At 67.1% G+C, this 18,311-nt stretch carries 19 protein-coding genes and 2 pseudogenes; 13 read left to right on the plus strand and 8 right to left on the minus strand.

What is annotated here, in order from left to right:
- Positions 1-305 precede the first annotated feature (305 nt).
- A pseudogene (locus OG817_RS40455) lies at positions 306-599 on the plus strand (SDR family NAD(P)-dependent oxidoreductase); the annotation flags it as partial.
- A 94-nt stretch (positions 600-693) separates the two neighbouring features.
- On the plus strand, positions 694-969 hold the full coding sequence (locus tag OG817_RS40460) for an SDR family oxidoreductase (RefSeq protein WP_406050255.1): 276 nt from the start codon (positions 694-696) through the stop codon (positions 967-969).
- 553 nt (positions 970-1,522) lie between these two features.
- Here the strand turns inward: OG817_RS40460 and OG817_RS40465 are convergent.
- Positions 1,523-3,076: a hypothetical protein gene (locus tag OG817_RS40465; RefSeq protein WP_406050256.1), complete on the minus strand. Its 1,554-nt coding sequence runs from the start codon at positions 3,074-3,076 to the stop codon at positions 1,523-1,525.
- A gap of 249 nt (positions 3,077-3,325) precedes the next feature.
- On the opposite strand from OG817_RS40465, the gene OG817_RS40470 reads away from it, so the two are divergent.
- The 4 genes from OG817_RS40470 (at position 3,326) to OG817_RS40485 (ending at position 5,447) form a co-directional block, all read left to right on the plus strand.
- Positions 3,326-3,640, plus strand: a complete 315-nt coding sequence (locus OG817_RS40470) for a hypothetical protein (protein ID WP_406050257.1) — start codon at positions 3,326-3,328, stop codon at positions 3,638-3,640.
- Positions 3,641-3,682: 42 nt separating this feature from the next.
- Positions 3,683-3,931, plus strand: coding sequence for a hypothetical protein (locus OG817_RS40475; protein WP_406050258.1), 249 nt, complete (start codon positions 3,683-3,685; stop codon positions 3,929-3,931).
- Between the two features lie 152 nt (positions 3,932-4,083).
- On the plus strand, positions 4,084-5,019 hold the full coding sequence (locus OG817_RS40480; RefSeq protein WP_396392782.1) for an acyl-ACP desaturase: 936 nt from the start codon (positions 4,084-4,086) through the stop codon (positions 5,017-5,019).
- A complete protein-coding gene (locus OG817_RS40485) occupies positions 5,016-5,447 on the plus strand; it encodes an ankyrin repeat domain-containing protein (protein WP_406050259.1) in 432 nt (143 codons plus the stop codon). Before OG817_RS40480 ends, OG817_RS40485 begins: the two co-directional genes overlap by 4 nt.
- Here the strand turns inward: OG817_RS40485 and OG817_RS40490 are convergent.
- Positions 5,330-5,701, minus strand: coding sequence for a hypothetical protein (locus OG817_RS40490; protein ID WP_406057669.1), 372 nt, complete (start codon positions 5,699-5,701; stop codon positions 5,330-5,332). The genes OG817_RS40485 and OG817_RS40490 overlap by 118 nt on opposite strands.
- On the opposite strand from OG817_RS40490, the gene OG817_RS40495 reads away from it, so the two are divergent.
- Entirely contained in the window at positions 5,583-5,909 is a 327-nt protein-coding gene (locus tag OG817_RS40495) for a hypothetical protein (protein WP_406050260.1), read from the plus strand. The genes OG817_RS40490 and OG817_RS40495 overlap by 119 nt on opposite strands.
- Before the next feature lie 616 nt (positions 5,910-6,525).
- Positions 6,526-7,065, plus strand: coding sequence for a hypothetical protein (locus OG817_RS40500; RefSeq protein ID WP_406050262.1), 540 nt, complete (start codon positions 6,526-6,528; stop codon positions 7,063-7,065).
- A gap of 376 nt (positions 7,066-7,441) precedes the next feature.
- On the opposite strand, the gene OG817_RS40505 is transcribed toward OG817_RS40500, so the two are convergent.
- The gene (locus tag OG817_RS40505; RefSeq protein ID WP_406050263.1) at positions 7,442-7,987 is read right to left on the minus strand and encodes a DinB family protein; all 546 of its coding nucleotides are present in this window, start codon (positions 7,985-7,987) and stop codon (positions 7,442-7,444) included.
- A 169-nt stretch (positions 7,988-8,156) separates the two neighbouring features.
- On the opposite strand from OG817_RS40505, the gene OG817_RS40510 reads away from it, so the two are divergent.
- Positions 8,157-8,612 (plus strand): hypothetical protein, encoded by a 456-nt coding sequence (locus OG817_RS40510; RefSeq protein ID WP_406050264.1) that lies wholly within the window; start codon positions 8,157-8,159, stop codon positions 8,610-8,612.
- An 85-nt stretch (positions 8,613-8,697) separates the two neighbouring features.
- Here OG817_RS40510 and OG817_RS40515 read toward each other — a convergent pair whose 3' ends face one another.
- Positions 8,698-9,426 carry a winged helix-turn-helix transcriptional regulator gene (locus OG817_RS40515; RefSeq protein WP_406050265.1) on the minus strand — a complete coding sequence of 243 codons (729 nt, stop codon included), beginning with the start codon at positions 9,424-9,426 and terminating at the stop codon, positions 8,698-8,700.
- 78 nt (positions 9,427-9,504) lie between these two features.
- On the opposite strand from OG817_RS40515, the gene OG817_RS40520 reads away from it, so the two are divergent.
- On the plus strand, positions 9,505-10,260 hold the full coding sequence (locus tag OG817_RS40520; RefSeq protein ID WP_406050266.1) for a DUF899 family protein: 756 nt from the start codon (positions 9,505-9,507) through the stop codon (positions 10,258-10,260).
- Positions 10,261-10,324: 64 nt separating this feature from the next.
- Positions 10,325-11,110, plus strand: coding sequence for an SDR family NAD(P)-dependent oxidoreductase (locus tag OG817_RS40525; protein ID WP_406050267.1), 786 nt, complete (start codon positions 10,325-10,327; stop codon positions 11,108-11,110).
- A gap of 159 nt (positions 11,111-11,269) precedes the next feature.
- On the opposite strand, the gene OG817_RS40530 is transcribed toward OG817_RS40525, so the two are convergent.
- Positions 11,270-11,512, minus strand: a complete 243-nt coding sequence (locus OG817_RS40530; RefSeq protein WP_406050269.1) for a hypothetical protein — start codon at positions 11,510-11,512, stop codon at positions 11,270-11,272.
- Positions 11,513-11,909: 397 nt separating this feature from the next.
- Positions 11,910-12,761: a class I SAM-dependent methyltransferase gene (locus tag OG817_RS40535; RefSeq protein ID WP_406050270.1), complete on the minus strand. Its 852-nt coding sequence runs from the start codon at positions 12,759-12,761 to the stop codon at positions 11,910-11,912.
- A 70-nt stretch (positions 12,762-12,831) separates the two neighbouring features.
- On the opposite strand from OG817_RS40535, the gene OG817_RS40540 reads away from it, so the two are divergent.
- Positions 12,832-13,476 carry a PadR family transcriptional regulator gene (locus OG817_RS40540; protein WP_406050271.1) on the plus strand — a complete coding sequence of 215 codons (645 nt, stop codon included), beginning with the start codon at positions 12,832-12,834 and terminating at the stop codon, positions 13,474-13,476.
- Between the two features lie 888 nt (positions 13,477-14,364).
- On the plus strand, positions 14,365-14,817 hold the full coding sequence (locus OG817_RS40545) for a hypothetical protein (protein WP_406050272.1): 453 nt from the start codon (positions 14,365-14,367) through the stop codon (positions 14,815-14,817).
- Between the two features lie 334 nt (positions 14,818-15,151).
- Here the strand turns inward: OG817_RS40545 and OG817_RS40550 are convergent.
- Both OG817_RS40550 and OG817_RS40555 read right to left on the minus strand, forming a co-directional pair.
- Positions 15,152-16,366, minus strand: a pseudogene (locus OG817_RS40550) (integrase core domain-containing protein); the annotation flags it as partial.
- A gap of 309 nt (positions 16,367-16,675) precedes the next feature.
- Positions 16,676-17,965, minus strand: a complete 1,290-nt coding sequence (locus OG817_RS40555; protein WP_406050273.1) for a chloride channel protein — start codon at positions 17,963-17,965, stop codon at positions 16,676-16,678.
- Positions 17,966-18,311: the final 346 nt, after the last annotated feature.

An 18,311-nucleotide genomic window follows, 5' to 3' on the forward strand; every position in this document is an offset into this window, starting at 1 on the left:
TACGCGCTCGACGCGCATCGAGCCTAGCCGCTGGCACCCCTCTGGTTCCGCAGGGTTTGATTTCATCAGACTCTGAGTATGATGATTTTAGATTCAACAACACTGAAGGGCGTCTGCGCCCCGCTGCCTGGTTCTGCTCGGTTCCGGGCCTGGCGTACCTGCTGCTCTTCCACCACGACCAGTCATGTTCGGAGGAACATCTACATGTCCGTTACACAGGCCTTATCCCGACCACCCCGATCCCAGGTGAGTTCGAAGGGCGGCGCGCCCTGGTCACCGGCGGGTCGCGAGGAATCGGTGCGGCCGTGGCCCAGCAACTCATCGACGGCGGGGCAACGGTCGTCACCAGTGCCCGCAACCGCACCGAGGACACCCCGAAGGACAGCACCTTCATCAGTGCCGACATCCGTACCGCAGACGGGGCGCGCCGCCTCGTCGACGGAACGCTCGAAGCCCTCGGTGGCCTTGAGCTCCTGGTGAACAACGCGGGCGCGGCCCGCGTGCACCTCACGGGCATCCCTGACGAGGAGTGGGAGGACTCTCTTGCGATCAACTTCCTGTCGGCGGTGCGCGTCACTTCGGCAGCGCTTCCGGCACTGCAGCACAGCGACCGGGCGGCGATCGTCAACGTATCCTCGGGCGTCAGCGCCAATCCAGCCGCGCCCATCCTGCAACGGCGCAGCCAAGGCGGCGTTGGAGAGTTGGTCGAAGGGCCTTGCCACCCAGTTGAGCCCTTCCGGCATCCGGGTCAACACCGTCGTCCTCGGTATGGTCCAGACACCAGGGGGCAGCGACGTGCTGGAGACGATGGTGGCAGCCATGGGCGCAACGGCGGAGGAGGCGTACGCCTCAATCCCGCTTGGCCGCGGCGGCGACGCTCGTGACGTCGCCGAGGCGATCGCGTTCCTGCTGTCCAACCGGGCCCAGTGGATCGCCGGCACCGCCCTTCACGTCAACGGCGGCGCCTAACCGCGACAAGCGGGCCCGGAAACCTCGACGCGAGCCTGACCGACGTTTCCTTGCCTGGAGTTCGCGGTGCGAACTCCAGGCAGGGCCTGCTCGGGCTCGTTTCGCCGAACGTGCAATTCGTGTCTCGAGTGGGTCGAAGCCCTGACCCGCGGTTCAAAGGGGCCATGTGCCGTAAACACTGCCCTCTTCAGGCTCTAGCAGACTCATTCCAGCAGGTCGCGAGCGTCTCCAGATGACGCGAGTTGACCCAGTTTCGCACCACGATTGATCCCACGAGCCAAGCTGAGCGCAGCCGTGCGCCGGCCGGGAGTACGCGCTGGGTCCGTTGCTTCTTCCCTCCCGGCCCGGTGATCCGACAACTGATCCGAGACGGATCTACGCACACCAACGTGCGACCCTGACCGGTAGCGACGACGGCATGCTGACGGTCTCAACGTACGGATCTGCCGATGTGCGTGCGTCTTGACCGGGCACGCCGCGCTACCGAACAGGGACCCGAACCGATCGAGCAGCTCATCGTCTCGAGCCCTCGACCCGTTGGGCGGTGGCATTTTCAGCGGTGCCAGCGGTGCCACACGAGCCGAAGCCATCGACGTTGCTTCGTAGCCACCGGCTCGGCCGTACCACCACTGGAGCAGGTCCGCTCCGCGGATGGCAGCTTGATGCCCGCATGGAATGCGACCATCCGCTGTCGGTCGTCGTCGAGGCCGCTGGAGGGCAGCCGGTCCGCGATGCGAGCCCGCTGCTCGTCAGGAAGCCGGCCCCAGGTAGTTGCTGCGCTCACCTCGAGCCAGTTTCTGAGGCCAGCACGTCCGAGGGACGCCAGGTGCCGGTCTGGGTCGGCCGCGGCACGCAGGTCAGCTTCCACGCGATGCCAGCCACCGGCTTCGCGCGAGAGTCGCCATGCGGCACGCCTGCTCGCGGGCTGGGTCGATGCCCAGGCCACCGCGGCTGTAGATGCCGGAACACCCAGCCTGGCAAGCCCGCGGGCGGCGGCCGCACTGACGCGGGCGCCCGGGTCGAGAAGGACCGGCGTGAGCAGCTGAACGGCCTCGTCCGGCCGTCCGCGACCGAGAACGGCGTTCACAGCCGCTGCCCGGACGCGGACGCTGGCGTGGTCGAGGTGCGCTACGCAGGTCGGCAGGTCCGTCTGGTCGCCGACGACGGCGAGACCGTCCAGGCACGCCGCGCGTACCCGAGCTGCGACTCCAGCGTCGGTGAGCTCTTGGCGGTAGTGGGAGGCGACATTGAGTCCTCGTCGGTGGGCACGCCACCGTGCCTGTTCGCGCACTCGAGGCGCCCGATCGGTCAGCAGCCGGCCGAGAGCGGCGTCGCTGAGGTCGGCGTCAGGCACGCGCGTCAGCGCCACGAGTCGCGCCTCGACGGAGTTGGCGTCTAGAAGAGCGGCCAACTGGTGAGCGTCTGGGGTAGCCATCAGCCAGTCGGCGCACGTCGCGCGTAGCCATTGGTCGGGGTCGTTTCGAGCAGCAGCGACCAAGTCCTCCGAAGTGAGCAGTTCTCGGGTGTGGCCGAACGTAAACGCCCAGCGGCGCACGTGTCGCCGGTCGCTGGCTGCCAGCCTCGACACCAATTCGCTGGCAGGCGTGGCCTGAAGGAGGGCATCTTGTACGTCGGCAAGGGCCTGGGCGGCGTGCTGCCGGTTGCGGCCAGCCAGGAGCACGTCGACGACCAGCTCGGCTGTGTCCGGAGCCAGGCGCGGCCGGAGGCCCTCCCATGCCTGCATGCGCACCTGTGGCACGTGGTCCAGCAGGCGCACGCTCAGGGCCGACGTGGCCACCGGAGAGCTCGCTGCTGCCAGGACATGCGTTGCGCGCTCCCGGAAGCGGCCATCGACGTGCATGCTCGACACAGCGGCGACGAAGCCACTGGGCTCACCCACGGCCGTCCCCAGCCATCCCCGGACTCCGCTCACCGGCGTCCCGTCCGCGTAGGTGAACCTCCGGGCCGCCTGGTCAAGGAGCAGCCAAGAGCGACCATCGAGACGCTCAAGCGTCTGCGAACCAGCAAGCCAGTCCGCGGGTCCACCTTTGGTCGCTGCCGCAGCCAACCGGGTGGCGAGCTCGCGAGCTCCCTTCGCGGTGATCACGCAGCCATCTTGTCCTGTTTGGACGCAGCAGTCGCATGGGTTTGCCCCGCGTCTAACTGGACAGGGACATCCAGCCGCCGATTCACACCCAGCTCAGGGATGTCCAAGTAGCCGCGATCCGGGCGCGAACGCCGACCGCGCCCACCATCAGGCGGCCCGCGACCATCAAGCATCACATCCGAGCGCGTCAACCACACCTCCCGGAGGTCGTAGCCCGGAGAGAGCGGTCGAGTGGGGCCACTCGGACAGATGCCTTCTCGCCCGCCGGCCGGCGGCTCGTCACGTCGGGTTCGTCCGCCGGCTCTGGCGGCACGTTGCGGCCGGTCGTACGCTCGCCTGAACTCGGTAGCCCATCCCGCTCATGGAACGACCTTCTTCCGGATCTTCGTCGCCATCCCCATCCTGGTCGTCCTGGGCAGCGTCGCCCGCGGGACGTGGCAGTGGAGCTACGACAACACCACGGCTGCCGCCGCTGGAAGCGGCGGCCTGGTGTTCCTCGGCCCGCTGCTAATGATCCTGTTCCGCCAGAAGTACCCGCGCTGGTGGTTCGACTGGAACCTCTAGCTGCAACGGTTCGGAAACTGGGTGAATGCCTATCTCGCGCTCATGGACGACCGCTACCCGTCCACCGACGAGCACCAGTCGGTGCACCTGGACAACCCCTACCCGGACGCGCAACGGGACCTCAACCGGTGGCTTCCCCTGGTCAAGTGGCTCCTTGGCATCCCGCACTACGTGCTGCTGTTCAGGGCGCTGTTCGACTTCGTCGAGGGCGTGATCCGCTGGCACAACCGCGTCATCGCCTACGCCTTTCTGCTGGTCACCGACGAGTACCCGCCCTTCCGGCTGCGGTGATCAGCCCGATCCCCTTCCACGCACTCTCATGGCGCGGACAGCGAAGACGCGGAACGGCCGATGTGAGAATGCTTGTTGAGGGATCATGAGCCTATGGACTCTCAGCGGCGGCACCCCATGACGAGACATCTCGGCGGCCGGGAGGACACCCCATGACGGCTTTGGACAGCGCCGAGCTCCTTGCCGAACTTGAGCCAACGGTCGCAGCGAACCTCAACCGGCACCTGGCCACCGCTAAAGAATGGATGCCCCACGAGTACGTGCCCTGGAGTCTGGGGCGAGACTTTGCCGACCTGGGTGGAGAGGCATGGTCGGTCGAACAGTCGGCGTTGTCGCCAATCGCGCGCACCGCGTTGGAGGTCAACCTGCTAACCGAGGACAATCTGCCCAGCTACCACCGTGAGGTCGAGCGAGCCTTCGGCAGGGATAGCGCGTGGGGCACGTGGGTGAACCGGTGGACCGCCGAGGAGGGCAGGCACGCCTTCTGCATCCGCGACTATCTGCTGGTGACCCGGGGGGTCGATCCCGACGAGCTCGAGCGGGCCCGCATGGCGACCATGGAGTCCGGCTACGACTCTGGCGACAAGCCGCTGCTCAACGTGTGCGCCTACGTGTCGTTCCAGGAACTCGCGACGCGCGTTTCACACCGAAACACCGGAAGGTTCACCGAGGAGCCGATCGCCGACAAGCTACTCACCCGCGTCGCCATGGACGAGAACCTGCACATGATCTTCTACCGGAACATCGTCGCGGCGGCTCTTGAGCTCGCGCCCAGCCAGACCATGCGCGCGATTACCGAGGAGGTCGTCGGCTTCCAAATGCCCGGCAGCATCATCCCCGGGTTCGCCCGCAAGGCGGTGCAGATGGCCAAGGCCGGAATCTACGACCTCCGCATCCACCACGACGACATCGTGACACCGCTGCTGCGTCAGTGGGGTGTGTTCGAGCTCGAGGGCCTGGCCGGCGACGGGGAACAGGCGCGTGAGGAGCTTGCGGCGGCTGTCGATGCTCTCGACGTACAGGCCACACGGTTCGTCGAACAACGCGCGGAGGCGGCCGCCAAGAAGGCCGCCCGACAGGCGACATGAGTCGGCCAACATCCTGTCATGGCTCCCTTCCGCGCGCAGCCGATGTGCGGGCGGGTGAGCCTGACGGCCGACACACTGTCGGCGTGGCTCCTAATGATCCGGACCGGCTGGGCCGAACCTCCCTGCACTACGCGGCCGTAGATGGTCCCGTCGACCAGGTCAGGAACCTCCTGGCGAGCGGCGCGAACGTCGCGGCGACGGACAGGCAAGGGTTCACGCCGCTGCAGGGCGGTCCGGCAACGCCGTCAGGCCAGACTGCCCAGCGCTTCTGGCGCGATTCGCCGGTAGCGGCGTCCGGCGGACGACTTCGTCAACAACCCTTGGCGTTGTACGTGATTCGCGAGTCGCCCAGTCCGTGTAACTCGACCGACCCGGATTGGAACCTCGCATCGAGGGGGCCATCTGGAAGCCGGAACGGAGTGGGGTAGAGCGTTCCGCATTGATCGTGCATATCGACAGATACCCAGATGCGGTCGACAGGACGGACCTGCAGCACGCGAGGCGCCTGCAGACGTGTGATACAGATCGATCCGTCCGTATTGCACGCTTTGGAGGTGTCGTGCGTGACGATTCGAGACACGATCGAGGCCGCGGCCATGACCACCAGCACGACCAGCGCTCCGGCGGTCATCCATGGAACGCGCGCGGTGGTCGCGACACCATCGGTCACAGTTTCGTCCATGCCGCTGATTTTGCCCCGGCGAAGTGCCACCGGGTTCCTCGACACCACCTACAGCCAAGTGACCTGCTACAGCAAGAGTGAGGAGGTCCACCTGTATGTGAATGCCGACGTGGTGGGCGGCGCCACCTCTGTGCGGGTCAGCCTGAACAACGTCGCCTCAGACGGCACCGTGACCGAGCTGGCCTGGGACTCGGTCCCCCGGCCCTGATCCGGGCGAACCTGTTGGAGCGGTTCGTCGTCGACGAGCAGGACGCCGACGAGCTGCGGGGACCGGCCTGATGGCGCCGCCGGTCGACGAGCTGGAGATCTCCGCGGTGTCCAAGGCGGTGAACTCGGTCCGCAACAACGGCCCGGAGCTGCTGGAGCCGCTCGCGCTGAGTTGATCGCCGTCGTACCGGTCCGGCGGCAGTACTCCGGACCGGGCGCCGAACCACGCGTCGAGCACGGCGTCGTCGACCGCGACGTCCCCGCCTCGTCGAAGGACTCATGTTCGGCTGCATCGGCGGACTCGTACCGGTGGCCTGGCTCACAGTCTGGCTAGCCGCTGGGTGGCTGCCGCGCTATGCACTCACTGCTCACCGGCTAGCGCGCAAAGGCGATCTCCCATTCCAGCTCGGACCTCTCCAGGCGTCAGAAGTCCGTGTTCGAAGGGACTCTGACCCCTCCAGTCGACCTCATTCGATTTCATTTCGCACCACGTTTGATCCCACGGCCGCGAGACCTAGGTGATCCCGGCCGATCTAGTCGGGCCGATCGACGTGGCGCCGTCCTCGGGCTCACCGGGCGGGAGCACGGGACTAGCGGCAGAGCCGTAGCCTTCTCGGATGCGGCTGGAGAGCAGTGATCACCCGACTGCCCTGTTGATCACCGGCACGGTCGGAGCGGGCAAGACTTCGGTTGCGGCCGCCGCCGGATCGATCCTGGCCGAAGCGCGTGTTCCGCATGCCGTGATCGACCTTGACGCCCTCAGCCAGTCCTGGCCGACCCCACCGGACGACCCTTTCAACCTCGCGATGGAGCTCCGAAACCTTGAGTCGCTCGCCCGGAACTATCTCTCGGCTGGCGCCTGCCGGTTGGTCCTGTCGGGCGTGGTCGAAGCCACAGCAGAGCGTGCACGCTATCGCGCAGCACTGGGCGTCGAACTGTGCGTGTGTCGCCTTCGTGCCGACCTCGCCGAGTTGCATCGACGTCTTCGGATCCGACATGCGGGCGCCGACCCTGAGATGCGCTGGCACCTTGACCGGGCCGGACAGCTCGACCAGATTCTCGACCAGTCTGCGGTCGACGATTTCGAGGTCATCTCAGACGGACGGACGTTGACCGATATCGCGGCAGACGTACTCACTCGCACTGGCTGGCTCTAAAACCCGACCCAGCCTCCATCACCGAGCTCACCACTCACAGGCCATCGTGCCACTGACCTTGGCTTAGGAAGCTGTGAACGATTCTGCTGGCTGGCTGAGACTTGCCCGGGGTAGCGCGAGACCTTTGCCCAGGGCAACAATGGCTAGCTTTGCACGCTGGCGCCAGAGTTGCTCGGGTCGGTGGGTTTAGAGCTGGCCCGAGCAGAGGAGCAACCGGGCACGTTTGGATCCCCGTGCTCGGCGTTGCCCGGGGCGAAGGGCATGCCGGGTGGTTCGAGGTTCGAGCTGAAGTCGGACGGGTTTCTTTACTGCACCAGTCAAGTTCAGGGCCTGCGTTCTCTCCGAGTTTGGGGGATCCCAGGGCCGCCTTGTGGCCCTATGTTTGTGACTTGCCGGGCCTGTTCCGCAGGTAGAGGTCGCGGAGCAGGCATATCTCCGCACCGTGGTGAATGACCTCGACGTTCGTATACAGGACTTTCTTTGCCATCGGCGCGTGGGCGAAGGCGGGCGGCTCACCTTGCGGCTGGGCGAGTCCTGCCGTGCCGAGGTTGCGCACACCGTTGAGCCAGGTCTCGTACTCGTCATCAAGCTGCTGCAGCGCTTCCTGGGCGGTGCCCGCGTAGCAGAATGTCTCCACGCTGTTGTCATCGCGGCCGAAGCGCTTGCCGTTGGCCGATGCGAACCCGCCGATCAGGTGCGCCAGGCGCCAGGCGATTGTCGTCACAGGTTCCCGTTCGTGCGGCGGCTCGCCGTAGTCCATGGTGAACTCGCCGGCCCCGAAGGAGATCGGCGCGGAGCTTTGGCCTCGTCGGCTGATCGTCCAGCAGTCGGGGACCGGCTGCCAGAAGTACTCGTCGTCGGTCAGCCCATCCATACGGGACCTGAGCCGATGCCGCCAGTGCGACTCGATCTGGTCGACCACCTCGGCGTTCCAGTCAATGTCCACCCGCAGACGGTAGCTGCTGACGGGCTCTCAGCGATCGGTTCTGGGGCTCGCGAATGGGGTCGAGGGTGTTCGACGTGGGGTGTGAGCTGGGAGTACGAGCTGGGCCAAATCGGCGCACCGAAGAGTTCAGTCAACTGGCCGGGTCGTGATCGTGCGCCGCGGGGACCAGGCGCGGCTTTGGACCCGCAACCGCAACGACATCAGCGACCGCTTCCCCGAAATCGTCACCGCCGCCCTGCTGCAGCTGCCCGCCGGCGTCGTTCTGGACGAGCTGGTCATCCTTGGCGCGGACGGCCGCCTGAGCTTCGACGCGCTCCAGCAGCGGCTGGTCACCAGCCCGGCGCGGGCGCGCGCCAAAGCCACGCAGGTGCCCGCCGCGTATGCCGCGTTCGATCTGCTGGCGACGGGGGAGTGGACCTGCGTACCCAGCGCTGGACCGTCCGGCGGCAACGACTCGAGCACCTCGCGCGCTCGTGGGTGCCTTATCCGGACTAGGCAGTTTGTAGTCGGCGACACGTCTCGACGGGCCAGGTCCTGTTACGCCATCGCCTTGAATATCGATGGCGTCGCAGCAGACCCGTACGCGTCATGCCACACCTAGCAGCGTGAAACGACAACATCGACCGCGGTGGGACCCGCCCCGGAGTGTCGATCAAACAGGGCGAACCTGACCTGACTTGGCACCGTCATTTTTCGGACAGCGTCTGGCCGCTACCCACCCTCCCCCTTTGGACGGAGGTGCCGTTTGAGTACTGATCTGTGTAGGCCGGGACGCGCACGTTCACCACGAGACGGCGTACGACCTCGGAATCGCCGACGATGACGGCGCCGGCCGCTACGAGCCCGGCCAGGTCGTCGCCGCTGAAGGCGGCGAGGAGGGCATCCGTCGGGGTGACCAGGACGGCGTCCGGCTGTTCGGGCGGCTCGTGGGCGACCGCGGCGCCGGACGAGGTGAGGCGGACGCCGAACACCCCGGCAGGACCGTGGTCGCGTAGTTCGATCCGGAGGGTCTCCTCGGGCCGCTCCGGCGTCGGCACGAAGAAGGTGCGGATGGTCAGCATGGCGCTGTCCGTGCTCACGAAGACCTGTTCTGCGGTTGGGGGGGCGGCCAGCGCCCATGTGCCAAGCGCGACGACGATGGGCTCGAGGCCGCGCCCCCACGTGGTCAGCTCGTAGACCCGCGAATTGCCTGGCGGAGGCAGCTGCCGACGGCGTAGGACGCCCGCGTCGGCCAGCTCGCGCAGCCGGTCGGACAGTGCGTTCGGGCTGGCGGTCGGGAGCGCCTGCTGGAGGTCGGTGAATCGTTTCGGCCCGAGCAGCAGTTCGCGCACCACGAGCAGCGACCACCGCTCACCAACGATGTCGAGACCGCGCGCGACGCCGCAGGCCTGCCGATAGCCCCGCTGGACTGGCATGGAACCACCTCCGGTTTCTACTTGCTCGATCATAGTAGTCACTATTAGCCTCATAATTCCCGAGACGAGGAGGAACCCATGTCCACGCCAGCGGCGCCCCCGCCCACCGACCGCGAGACCTGGCAGAAGCAACTCGACGACCTCCGGCTCCGCGAGAAGGCGCAAACGCGTGAGGGCGACGCCATCGCCGCGGCCCGCCGGCGGCTGCCGATGGTCGAGGTCGACCCGACAACCCATCTGGTCGGTGCCGACGGCCCAGTGCCCCTGCTCGACGTGTTCGAGGGGAGGACCCAGCTGTTCGCGTCATACCACATGTGGCACAAGGGCAGGCATGCCGCCGACCAGTGCGAGGGCTGCACGTTCTTCACCGGCCAGGTGCTCGAGCTGTCCTACCTGCACTCGCGCGACGTCACATTCGCGGTCTTCTGCCAGGGGCCGTTCGAGCAGACGTCGCGCTACCGCGACTTCATGGGCTGGCAGGCGCCCTGGTACTCGGTGCCCGCGGAGTCGCTCGACTCCCTCGTCGCCGGGCGTGCGTTCGGCATGAAGGCGTGCTACCTGCGCCAGGGCGACCGGGTATTCGAGACCTACTGGACCACCGGGCGGGGCGTCGAGGCGATGGCGCCGTCTTACGGGCTGCTCGACATGACCGTCTACGGTCGCCAGGAGGACTGGGAGGACTCGCCGGAAGGGTGGCCGCAGGGCTTCCGGACCGACGGCGACCAGTTCCGGCTCGACGGGCGGCCGACATCGCAGTGGTCGCGCCTCGCCGCCGGCCGTGACGACGACCTGGGCGCCACCGGGCCCGCCGGTAGCGAGCACCACTGCCACTGAGGCTCGGCGCATGCCGATCGGATGAAGTCGCCCGCGGGTTGGCCGGGCAGATGAGGAGGAGACCGTGCTGCTGGAGAACAAGGTGGCCGTGATCTACGGCGGAGGGGGAGCGGTGGGTGGGGCGGTGGCTCGTGCGTTCGCCCGGGAAGGTGCGCAACTGTTCCTCGCCGGTCGCGCACTGATGCCGCTCGAAGCGGTGGCCGGTGATGTGTCGACTGCTGGCAGTTCAGTGGACGTGGCCCAGGTCGACGCGCTTGATGCCGATGCCGTCGAGCGGCATGCCGCGCGCGTGGTCGCGGAGGCCGGGCGGCTCGACGTGTCGTTCAACCTGATCGGCTACGGCGAGACGCAAGGTGCACCGTTGCTGGAGATGGCGCGAGAACGGTTCGTCGGGCCGATCAGCACCGCGATGGAGGCGCACTTCATCACCGCGACCACTGCGGGGCGGCAGATGGTTGAGGCCGGGTCGGGCGTGATCCTGGCGCTCACCGCCCAGGCTGCCCGGGTGCCATACGTCAACACTGGAGGGTTCGGTGTGACCGGTGCGGCGATCGAGGGCTTGTGCCGTCAACTTGCCGCCGAGCTCGGCCCGCACGGCGTCCGAGTCGCCTGTCTGCGCTCCGGCGGCTCGCCCGACACGCCCGGCGTGGAGGAAGTATGGACTCGGCACGCCGAGAACGCAGGCGTGCCAAAGGAGGATTGGTGGGCCTCGATGGCCGACAAAACCGCCCTGCGGCGTCTGCCGATGCTGGCCGACGTGGCGAACGCCGCCGTCCTCCTAGCCTCCGACCATGCCACCGCGATCACGGCGGAGGTCACCAACGTAACCTGCGGCGAGCTCTTCGACTGACCGAGCTTTCAAGAGGTCACGCCTTGCGAAGGAATCGCTGCTGTCTCGTACTAGTCCGAGGCGAAGCGTTGGTACGCCACCAACAGGGCAAACATGGCGTGACGCGGCACTAGGTCCGGGCAGTCAAGGAACTGGGTGTCCCGGTCAGTCCCAGACAGCTCAGTCAGTCGCTGCCGGCGGCCGGTGCGGCTCGCGCAACGTCAACCAGACCGGCTGACCGCCTCCGGGCGTTCCGCGGTCGAGCTGGTAAAGCCGCAACCACACGAAGGCGTCCGGCGACGCCAGCAGCCACTGCCGGGCCCCGCGCTTGCGCACTCCGATCAGCTGGTCGCCATAGGCAGTCTCACCCGGCTCGAGGTGCTGGTGGTGGGGCGTTATCGCGGCAAGGGAGCTCGAGGTCATCGGCCGCACGGTCACGCTCAAGGACGACCAGTCAGCCGAGATCGGCCAACTTTGAAGCCGGCCGGGCCGCGGCATCCCTGGCCGGACGAGATCAGCACTGACTGGGGCAAGGCAGCAAGACACCGTTGGTCAAGGTCCAGCCGCGCCTGGCGATGTCGAGACGCTCCCCACCTGATCGCGCGACAGGTCGTCCATCGTCGCGGAGTTGGCCCTCGGCGTCTGCTCTGCGTCGCGATGGGCGGCGAGTGGGAGCGTCGGGACCGCGGCGCGCGCTCACTGAAGTGCCAGAGCCGGATCATCGCGACAGACCGCGTCGCGGATCCGTGCCGCACGCCGATCCAGCTACCGGATCTGCCAAGGACAGAGCTTGCGGTGGGTCCCCTCTGCAACGATCCGCTCAGCGTGCTCGACGGGCGGTGATCAGCCAGGCAGCCGAGCCGAGTCGGACGCCATCGGGCGTCTGGTGAGCTGCGAACAGCGCCCGGAGGTTCGCGGTGGCTGTGGCGCGCTGCGCCTCGTCGGTGCCGAGCAGGAGCCTGGCTGACTGGCCCAGCTGCCAAATCGTTGCCTGATCGGCGTCGCGGCCCAGCCAGATCGATTGGTCGAGGGCCTCGAAGGCGACGTCGGACCAGCCCGCGGCGGCCAGCAATGGCTCGACCGTGGCCGGGTTGCTCTGGGCAAACGGCCCGGGCGCGCCCGGCGGCGGCATCGGTAGATCGCGGCCGACTCGCAACGCCTCGAAGATCTCGCGGAGCCACTCGTTCTCGGCCAGGCCGCGCCATACCAAGATCGCAAGCCGACCGCCCGGCTTCGTGGCCGTGGCCAGGTTGGCGAATGCTGCCGTCGCATTGCCGAAGAACATCGTCCCGGTCCGGCTGACAATCAGGTCGTACGCCGCCGCCCCGAAGTCGTGCACCTGTGCGTCGGCCTGGGCGAACTTCACCGCCAGCCCGGCTCCGCGCTGGCGGGCCACTTCGAGTTGTGCAGTGGACAAGTCGACCCCGAGGGCGCGCGCACCCGGTGACGCGCGGACCAGGTCGATCGCGACCTGACCAGACCCGCAGCCGACGTCCAGGATCCGGTCTGCCGGACGAGGGTTGGCGGCGGCCAGGAGGGCAGGGTGGTAGTCGGCCGGGGCGCGGTCGTAGAAGTCGGCGTATTCGGCCCAGTAGCTGCCGTGCTCGCCGTCCCAGTCGCGGAGTTGGCGGCTGTTGCTCGGGTCGACGGCAAATGCCATGGCCTTGCTCATCGGGTCACCTCCTTGGCCTCACATACTCCCAAAGAGAGTATCTGCTAGGCTTACTCCCAAAGGGAGGGTCATGTCAAGAGTGCTCACCACGACCACATACGGCGTGCTCGGACTGCTCGCGGTCCGTCCGTACTCGACGTACGAGCTGGCCAAGGCGATGGGGCTCAGCGTCGGCCGGGTGTGGTCGCGCGCCGAGAGCAAGCTGTTCGAAGAGCCCAAGAAGCTCGTGGAGCACGGCTATGCCAGGGCGCGCGAGGAGACGGTTGGGCGACGCCCGCGGACCGTCTACTCGATCACAGCCGCCGGCCGACGAGCCCTGGCCGCCTGGCTTGCCGAGCCCGGCGACGGGCCGGTGCTCGAGTTCGAGGGGCTGGTCAAGCTCATGTTCGCCGATCACGGCAGCCGGGCCGATGCGCTCGAAACGATTGCGAGGGCCAGGGCCTGGGCGGTCGAGATGAACGCCGACAGCGTCGCTGCGGGCGAACGCTTCGCCGAGGGCGGGGGTCGCTACGAGGAGCGCCGCGCCACCAGCCTGCTGGTGGGTGCGTTCCTGACCGACTTCTACGCGTTGGTGGCGCAGTGGGCCGAGTGGGCGGCGGCCGAGGTGGAAGGCTGGCCCGACGATATTGCGAGCCACCGGACCGCGCCCGAACTGACCCGGGCCGTGTTGGCGCGTGCGAGGTGGTCACAACCGGACGACCCTGGCAAGACCTGATGGCGCGGTCGCCTCTGGATCTGCTTGCTCATGCAGCGATCCGGCAAAGCGTCGAGGTCCCATTCGCAAACCTGCTTGCCATCGACCCAGGCACTTCTACTTCCCGACATGGGTGTCGCACACGTACTGATCAACACCCTCGACGCGACAGTGCGCGACGCCCCTAGAGGCCACGACGAAAGGTCAAGCACCGCGAAACCCGCGAAGTCATCGTCGGCGGGGTGCTCGGCTCGATCACCCATCCGGAAGTCGTGATCGCCGGCCTCTACAGCACCGCCGGCGAACTGACCGTCATTGGTCGCCGTCACGCCCTTACGCAGGTAACCCCGCATTCGCCGACATCTACACAGCGCTGGAGCAGACGGCTGAGGGCCATCGAGCGATGCTGCTCTCAAGCCCGCTCTCGATCCCGCTGCCGGGGCTGCCGCGGGCCAGTGGTGAAGGCGCAAGTTCACGGCTGCAGTTCGCAAGGACGTGGTGGGCATGGTTGAGAGGTTCCCGATACTTGCCCCGTTGCGTGTACCGCTCAAGGTGGTCCTGCTCGTGGTTCCTCCACGGCAGGGCAAGGATCTGGACAATTTGGCCCTGTCGGTACTCCCGGCTGTACGGGACGCCCCGAACGGGCCCGACATCACTGCTTACGAGGTCATCGAATTGAAGGGGACCGCCGCAGATCCAGAGGCCGGCCTTCTGCGGTTTGCGTTGGGCAGTGGCAGCCAACACGGGAGCACGTGGCAACGAGCGACCGACGATGTGGACAGGTGCTTCGAACTCGGATGCGTTGATGAGGGGTAATTATCGACGCCTGGAGCTCCTCAGACGGGCGGCATCGCCGGCTCACCAGGGGATCCAGTGGGACACGCGGATCTACGTCCGGAACTTGAAGGGGTGACGAGAGTGACTGCGCTGTCCTTGGTGCGACGTGCACGGCGCGTGATCTTGTCGGTGCTTGACTCGGGGGATCGGCGCGACGACACGCTGCTCGCCGAACTCAAGGACATCCCCGTCAGTCGGCTGGACGAACTCATGGCGAAGAACACCGCAGCCGGTCGCGGTGCGAACGGCAGGCCGGCTTGGCTGGCGGCGAACCATGCGACGGTCGAACGCGTCCTCCTTGTGCCGCATAACTACGAGTCGCCTGGGGTTCTCCGGTGCAACGCAGCGGTTCTCGGCAAAGGAGAGAACGATTGGCTGTTCTCGGTTGACGTCAGCCTGGCCGATTTCGACACGCTGCCGGGGCTCTCGAAGAGAACCGGTCAGGACGTGCTGGCGGATCTGCTGATGCGTCTGCCGGTCCTGCCACTCGAAGAGGATCAGGAACGAAGTTGGGAGCTGACCTGAGCCGCGGAGCACTGCACGCCGCTCGAGGAATACTGCTCTGTTGGATAACGCCCATGCCCAGCGGTACGGGCCGATCTGCGCCCGGACGATCGTCCGGGCGCAGATCGGCATTCGACCCTGAGCGGTCTTGCGGGCGACCCTGGGCGGGCGGAGCATGAAAGTGCGGCCTGGACGGTCTCCTCAAGACGGGGGCTCCTCCACGCCGTCCATGATGCCCCGTCCCACTGTCGTTTGCGCTGTGATGTCTCAGGACATGGGTGACAGTTCTGCATCAGGACATCGGTGACAGTTGGTGTGTCAGGACATCGGTGACGGTTCAGGGGTCTTGGCGTGGGCCGCGGGGGCGGCCGTTGCCGACGTAGGTCACTCCTGGTGCGGGTCTGGTGTGCTCGATGAGGATCTCGCCTTCCAGGTCGGTGACGGTGATCTTGTCGCCGGGCTTGTTGCCGGTGCTGATGACGAGGACCTGCTGGAAGCCGCGTCGCCCGTCGACCAGGTATTGGACCTTGTCCAGGTAGAACATGCCGGCGGGAGTCAGCTTCTTGACGACGGTGTCGTCGGGCAGGTCAGCGGGCGCCGGTGCGAGAGGCGGCCGGGGCCGGCTGGCGGGACGGTGGGAGCGACGGGGAAGGTTGTGTGTGGGACGTGGTGGCTCGGCCTTCGCGGTGGCTTCCCAGGCGGCCTGGGGCGTGACGCGTCCGGGCAGGCCCTGGTGGGGGCGCTGGGTGTTGTAGATGTGGTCGAAGGCGTCGACCTGGGCCTGCAGTTCGTCGAGCGTCTCGGCGAGCGGTTGTTTGTCGAGGTAACGGAACAGGGTCTGGTGGAAGCGTTCGTTCTTGCCCTGGGTGGTCGGTTTGTAGGGCTTGCCGGTGATCGGCTCGACCCCCAGTGCCATCAGGTGGACGACGAATTGACCCAGGAGCCCACGGCGCGACGGATTGAGCGCGGATCCGTTGTCGGACAGCAGCCGCTGAGGCACGCCGTTGGCGGCCACGGCCTTGTCGAACACGGCGATCGCCGCGGCAGATGTCTCGCCCCACGCGACGTGGGAAGCGACCGCATAGCGGGAGTGGTCGTCGATGAGCTGGAGGATCACACACCTACGCCCACCGGTGAGCACGTACTCGGTGCCGTCGAGCTGCCAGCAGGCGTTCGGAGCTGGATAGACGAACCGGCGCCAGGCCGAGCGTGGCTTCTTCCGCGGTTCGAACCGCGCCACACCGGCCTGCCGGAAGATCCGGGCCAGTGACGCGACCGAGGGCACCACCTCCAGCCCCATCGCGCGCATCTTGTCGTGCACGCTGATCGGCCCGTGGTCGAGCCCGGAGGCCTCCAACGCAGCCCGCACCTGCACCGCTTGTTCTTTGACCTCCTCGGTCAACTTCGCCGGGCTCGTCCTCGGGCGCCTGGACCTGGGCTCGAGCACGGCCGCCGGACCGTCGGCCGTCGCGCGCTTGCGCAACTCGTAGAAGGACTTGCGCGAAATGCCGTGCTCGGCGCAGAAGGTCGAGACCGCACCGCGCGGAGCATCGTCGGGCCACTGCGAGATCGCAAGGCGGACACGGGGATCGATAGGTTCATTGGCTGGCACCGCCCGAGCCTCGCGGCCGAAGTGTCACCACCAAGCCCACCAGAAATGTCACCGATGTCCTGATGCAGAACTGTCACCGATGTCCTGCGACATGACACACTGTCGTTTGCGCAGGCAATCCCTGACTAGAACATAGGTTCCCTTAAGCTCAGACCTGGAATGGGGTCGTGACCTGAGGTTCTGCGTTGTGGACGGTGTCTGTCACGCATGGTCGCGGCATATCGCAGCCTGGCAAGCGGTTCGCCGCAGTCGGCAACACAGGTTGGCTCAGCCTGTCTCCCGATTCGTTGAGGGGCTGCTCTTCCGGCGCGTGGCTATTACGTACTTCACCGACTCCACTGCGAGGAACGCGGTCATGACGGCGATCAGGACGGGTGCGGTCTCCAGGGCCCCCAGCTGGGTCATGAACGCGGCAAGCAGCACCAGCGCGAAGGGTGCCGAGATCACGGCCCCGGGGACCGCGGCAAGCATGCACGTGAACGCCAGGCCCAAAGGCACTCCGGGGATCACCTGGTGCACGAGCACTCCGGCCGTCCCCCCGATGAACAGCGTTGGGAAGATCGGCCCGCCTACGAACCCGCTGGCCTCGCTGACGGCGAAGGTGAGGATCTTGGCGACCACCAGGGCGGCCAGAAAGCCCGCGCCGAGCGCCCCGCCGCTCTCCGCCACGGTCTTTAGCTGGTCACTGCCCGTGAACATCGTCAGCGGCAGGATCACGCCGACGACGCCGAAGGCGACGCCACCGATCAGCGGACGTACGACGGCCGGCACTTTGAGCCGGCCGAACATCACTACCGCCAGCTTCATCACGGTGGCCAGCAGCGTCACCACCACCGCGGCGAACAGTCCCAGCCCGATTCCGGCCGGCAACTGCCAGTCCTCGAACTTGTACGACGGCACCTGATAGGCGTCGAGGAAGAAGGCGCCGGCGACGACGAAGTAGATCCCGAAAGAGACGCTGGAGGAGACGATCGTGGCGGCCAGGGTCTTGGCCATGCGTTGTCCGCCTGGGCGGGCGACCTCCAAGATGAGCATGACCACGATGACCGTGCTGGAGAACAAGCCGCCGTACGCGCCGGCGAACCCGGCCAGCGTGTTCACCTTGCCGTCCTCATCGTTGAGCCGTCGTCGACGCGAGACCCACCCGCCGGCCCCACCGCCCATGGCGCCGAGCGCCTGCTCCGGGCCGAGGCTGGCGCCTCCGACCAAGGACACGGCCGACACGGCCACGATCCCCGGCACCGATCGACGGTCGACATGCGCGTGCTCGAGGTCGTCGATCAGGCTCGGGATCTTGTCTGGAAGGTGGGTCCACATCCGCAGGAGGCCGACCACGACGCCCGCGGCCGCCGTGACGCCCACCCACCACCACTGCCCGCCTAGCCACCCCGTATCCGAAGCGGTGTACCAGTTGTCCCCGACCCCGATCAAGCCCATGAACAGCAGGGCGACGCCGGCGCCGAAGACGCCGAGCCCGAGCGCGTTCACCATCAGCACCCAGAACTGTGGCGTCTGTGGGAACGGTGGCGCCGGCGCCGATCCTGACCCGGCGCTCATGAACCGTGTTCCTTCTGCATGGTCCGCATGTGGGCCTCCCCCCGTAGGACCGCCCCGGCCCCGCGGTTTGATTCAGTGTCTACTGGCTCGCCCTCGGCGGGACTCGCCAATGCATTGGCGATCGGGGACGGCTCACCCCCCCCGGCGAGGTTGTCCCAGTACCCTTCCTGCGACCATGCGCCCCACCAGAGTGCAGCACCAGAGCGTGACGGAACTTTCCCGCCGGCGCGAAGCGCAGGCAGCAGGCCGGCCGACGGTCAACGGAAGCGGAAATCGGCGATGGCCCAACACCTGATACCAGGTAGCGAGCCCTGCAACTCAACCTCGTTGAACACGAGCCATTACC

Origin of the sequence: Kribbella sp. NBC_00889 (assembly GCF_045207705.1) — a bacterium.
In the GTDB taxonomy this organism is placed as follows: Bacteria; Actinomycetota; Actinomycetes; order Propionibacteriales; family Kribbellaceae; genus Kribbella.

Coding starts and splice junctions, on each gene's coding strand:
- OG817_RS40520 (WP_406050266.1), top strand. CDS start 9,505: ATGTCCACGCCAGCGGCGCCCCCGCCCACCGACCGCGAGACCTGGCAG.
- OG817_RS40485 (WP_406050259.1), top strand. CDS start 5,016: ATGAGTCGGCCAACATCCTGTCATGGCTCCCTTCCGCGCGCAGCCGAT.
- OG817_RS40475 (WP_406050258.1), top strand. CDS start 3,683: ATGGACGACCGCTACCCGTCCACCGACGAGCACCAGTCGGTGCACCTG.
- OG817_RS40490 (WP_406057669.1), bottom strand. CDS start 5,701: ATGGACGAAACTGTGACCGATGGTGTCGCGACCACCGCGCGCGTTCCA.
- OG817_RS40480 (WP_396392782.1), top strand. CDS start 4,084: ATGACGGCTTTGGACAGCGCCGAGCTCCTTGCCGAACTTGAGCCAACG.
- OG817_RS40515 (WP_406050265.1), bottom strand. CDS start 9,426: ATGCCAGTCCAGCGGGGCTATCGGCAGGCCTGCGGCGTCGCGCGCGGT.
- OG817_RS40555 (WP_406050273.1), bottom strand. CDS start 17,965: ATGAGCGCCGGGTCAGGATCGGCGCCGGCGCCACCGTTCCCACAGACG.
- OG817_RS40535 (WP_406050270.1), bottom strand. CDS start 12,761: ATGAGCAAGGCCATGGCATTTGCCGTCGACCCGAGCAACAGCCGCCAA.
- OG817_RS40470 (WP_406050257.1), top strand. CDS start 3,326: ATGCCTTCTCGCCCGCCGGCCGGCGGCTCGTCACGTCGGGTTCGTCCG.
- OG817_RS40500 (WP_406050262.1), top strand. CDS start 6,526: ATGCGGCTGGAGAGCAGTGATCACCCGACTGCCCTGTTGATCACCGGC.
- OG817_RS40540 (WP_406050271.1), top strand. CDS start 12,832: ATGTCAAGAGTGCTCACCACGACCACATACGGCGTGCTCGGACTGCTC.
- OG817_RS40530 (WP_406050269.1), bottom strand. CDS start 11,512: ATGACCTCGAGCTCCCTTGCCGCGATAACGCCCCACCACCAGCACCTC.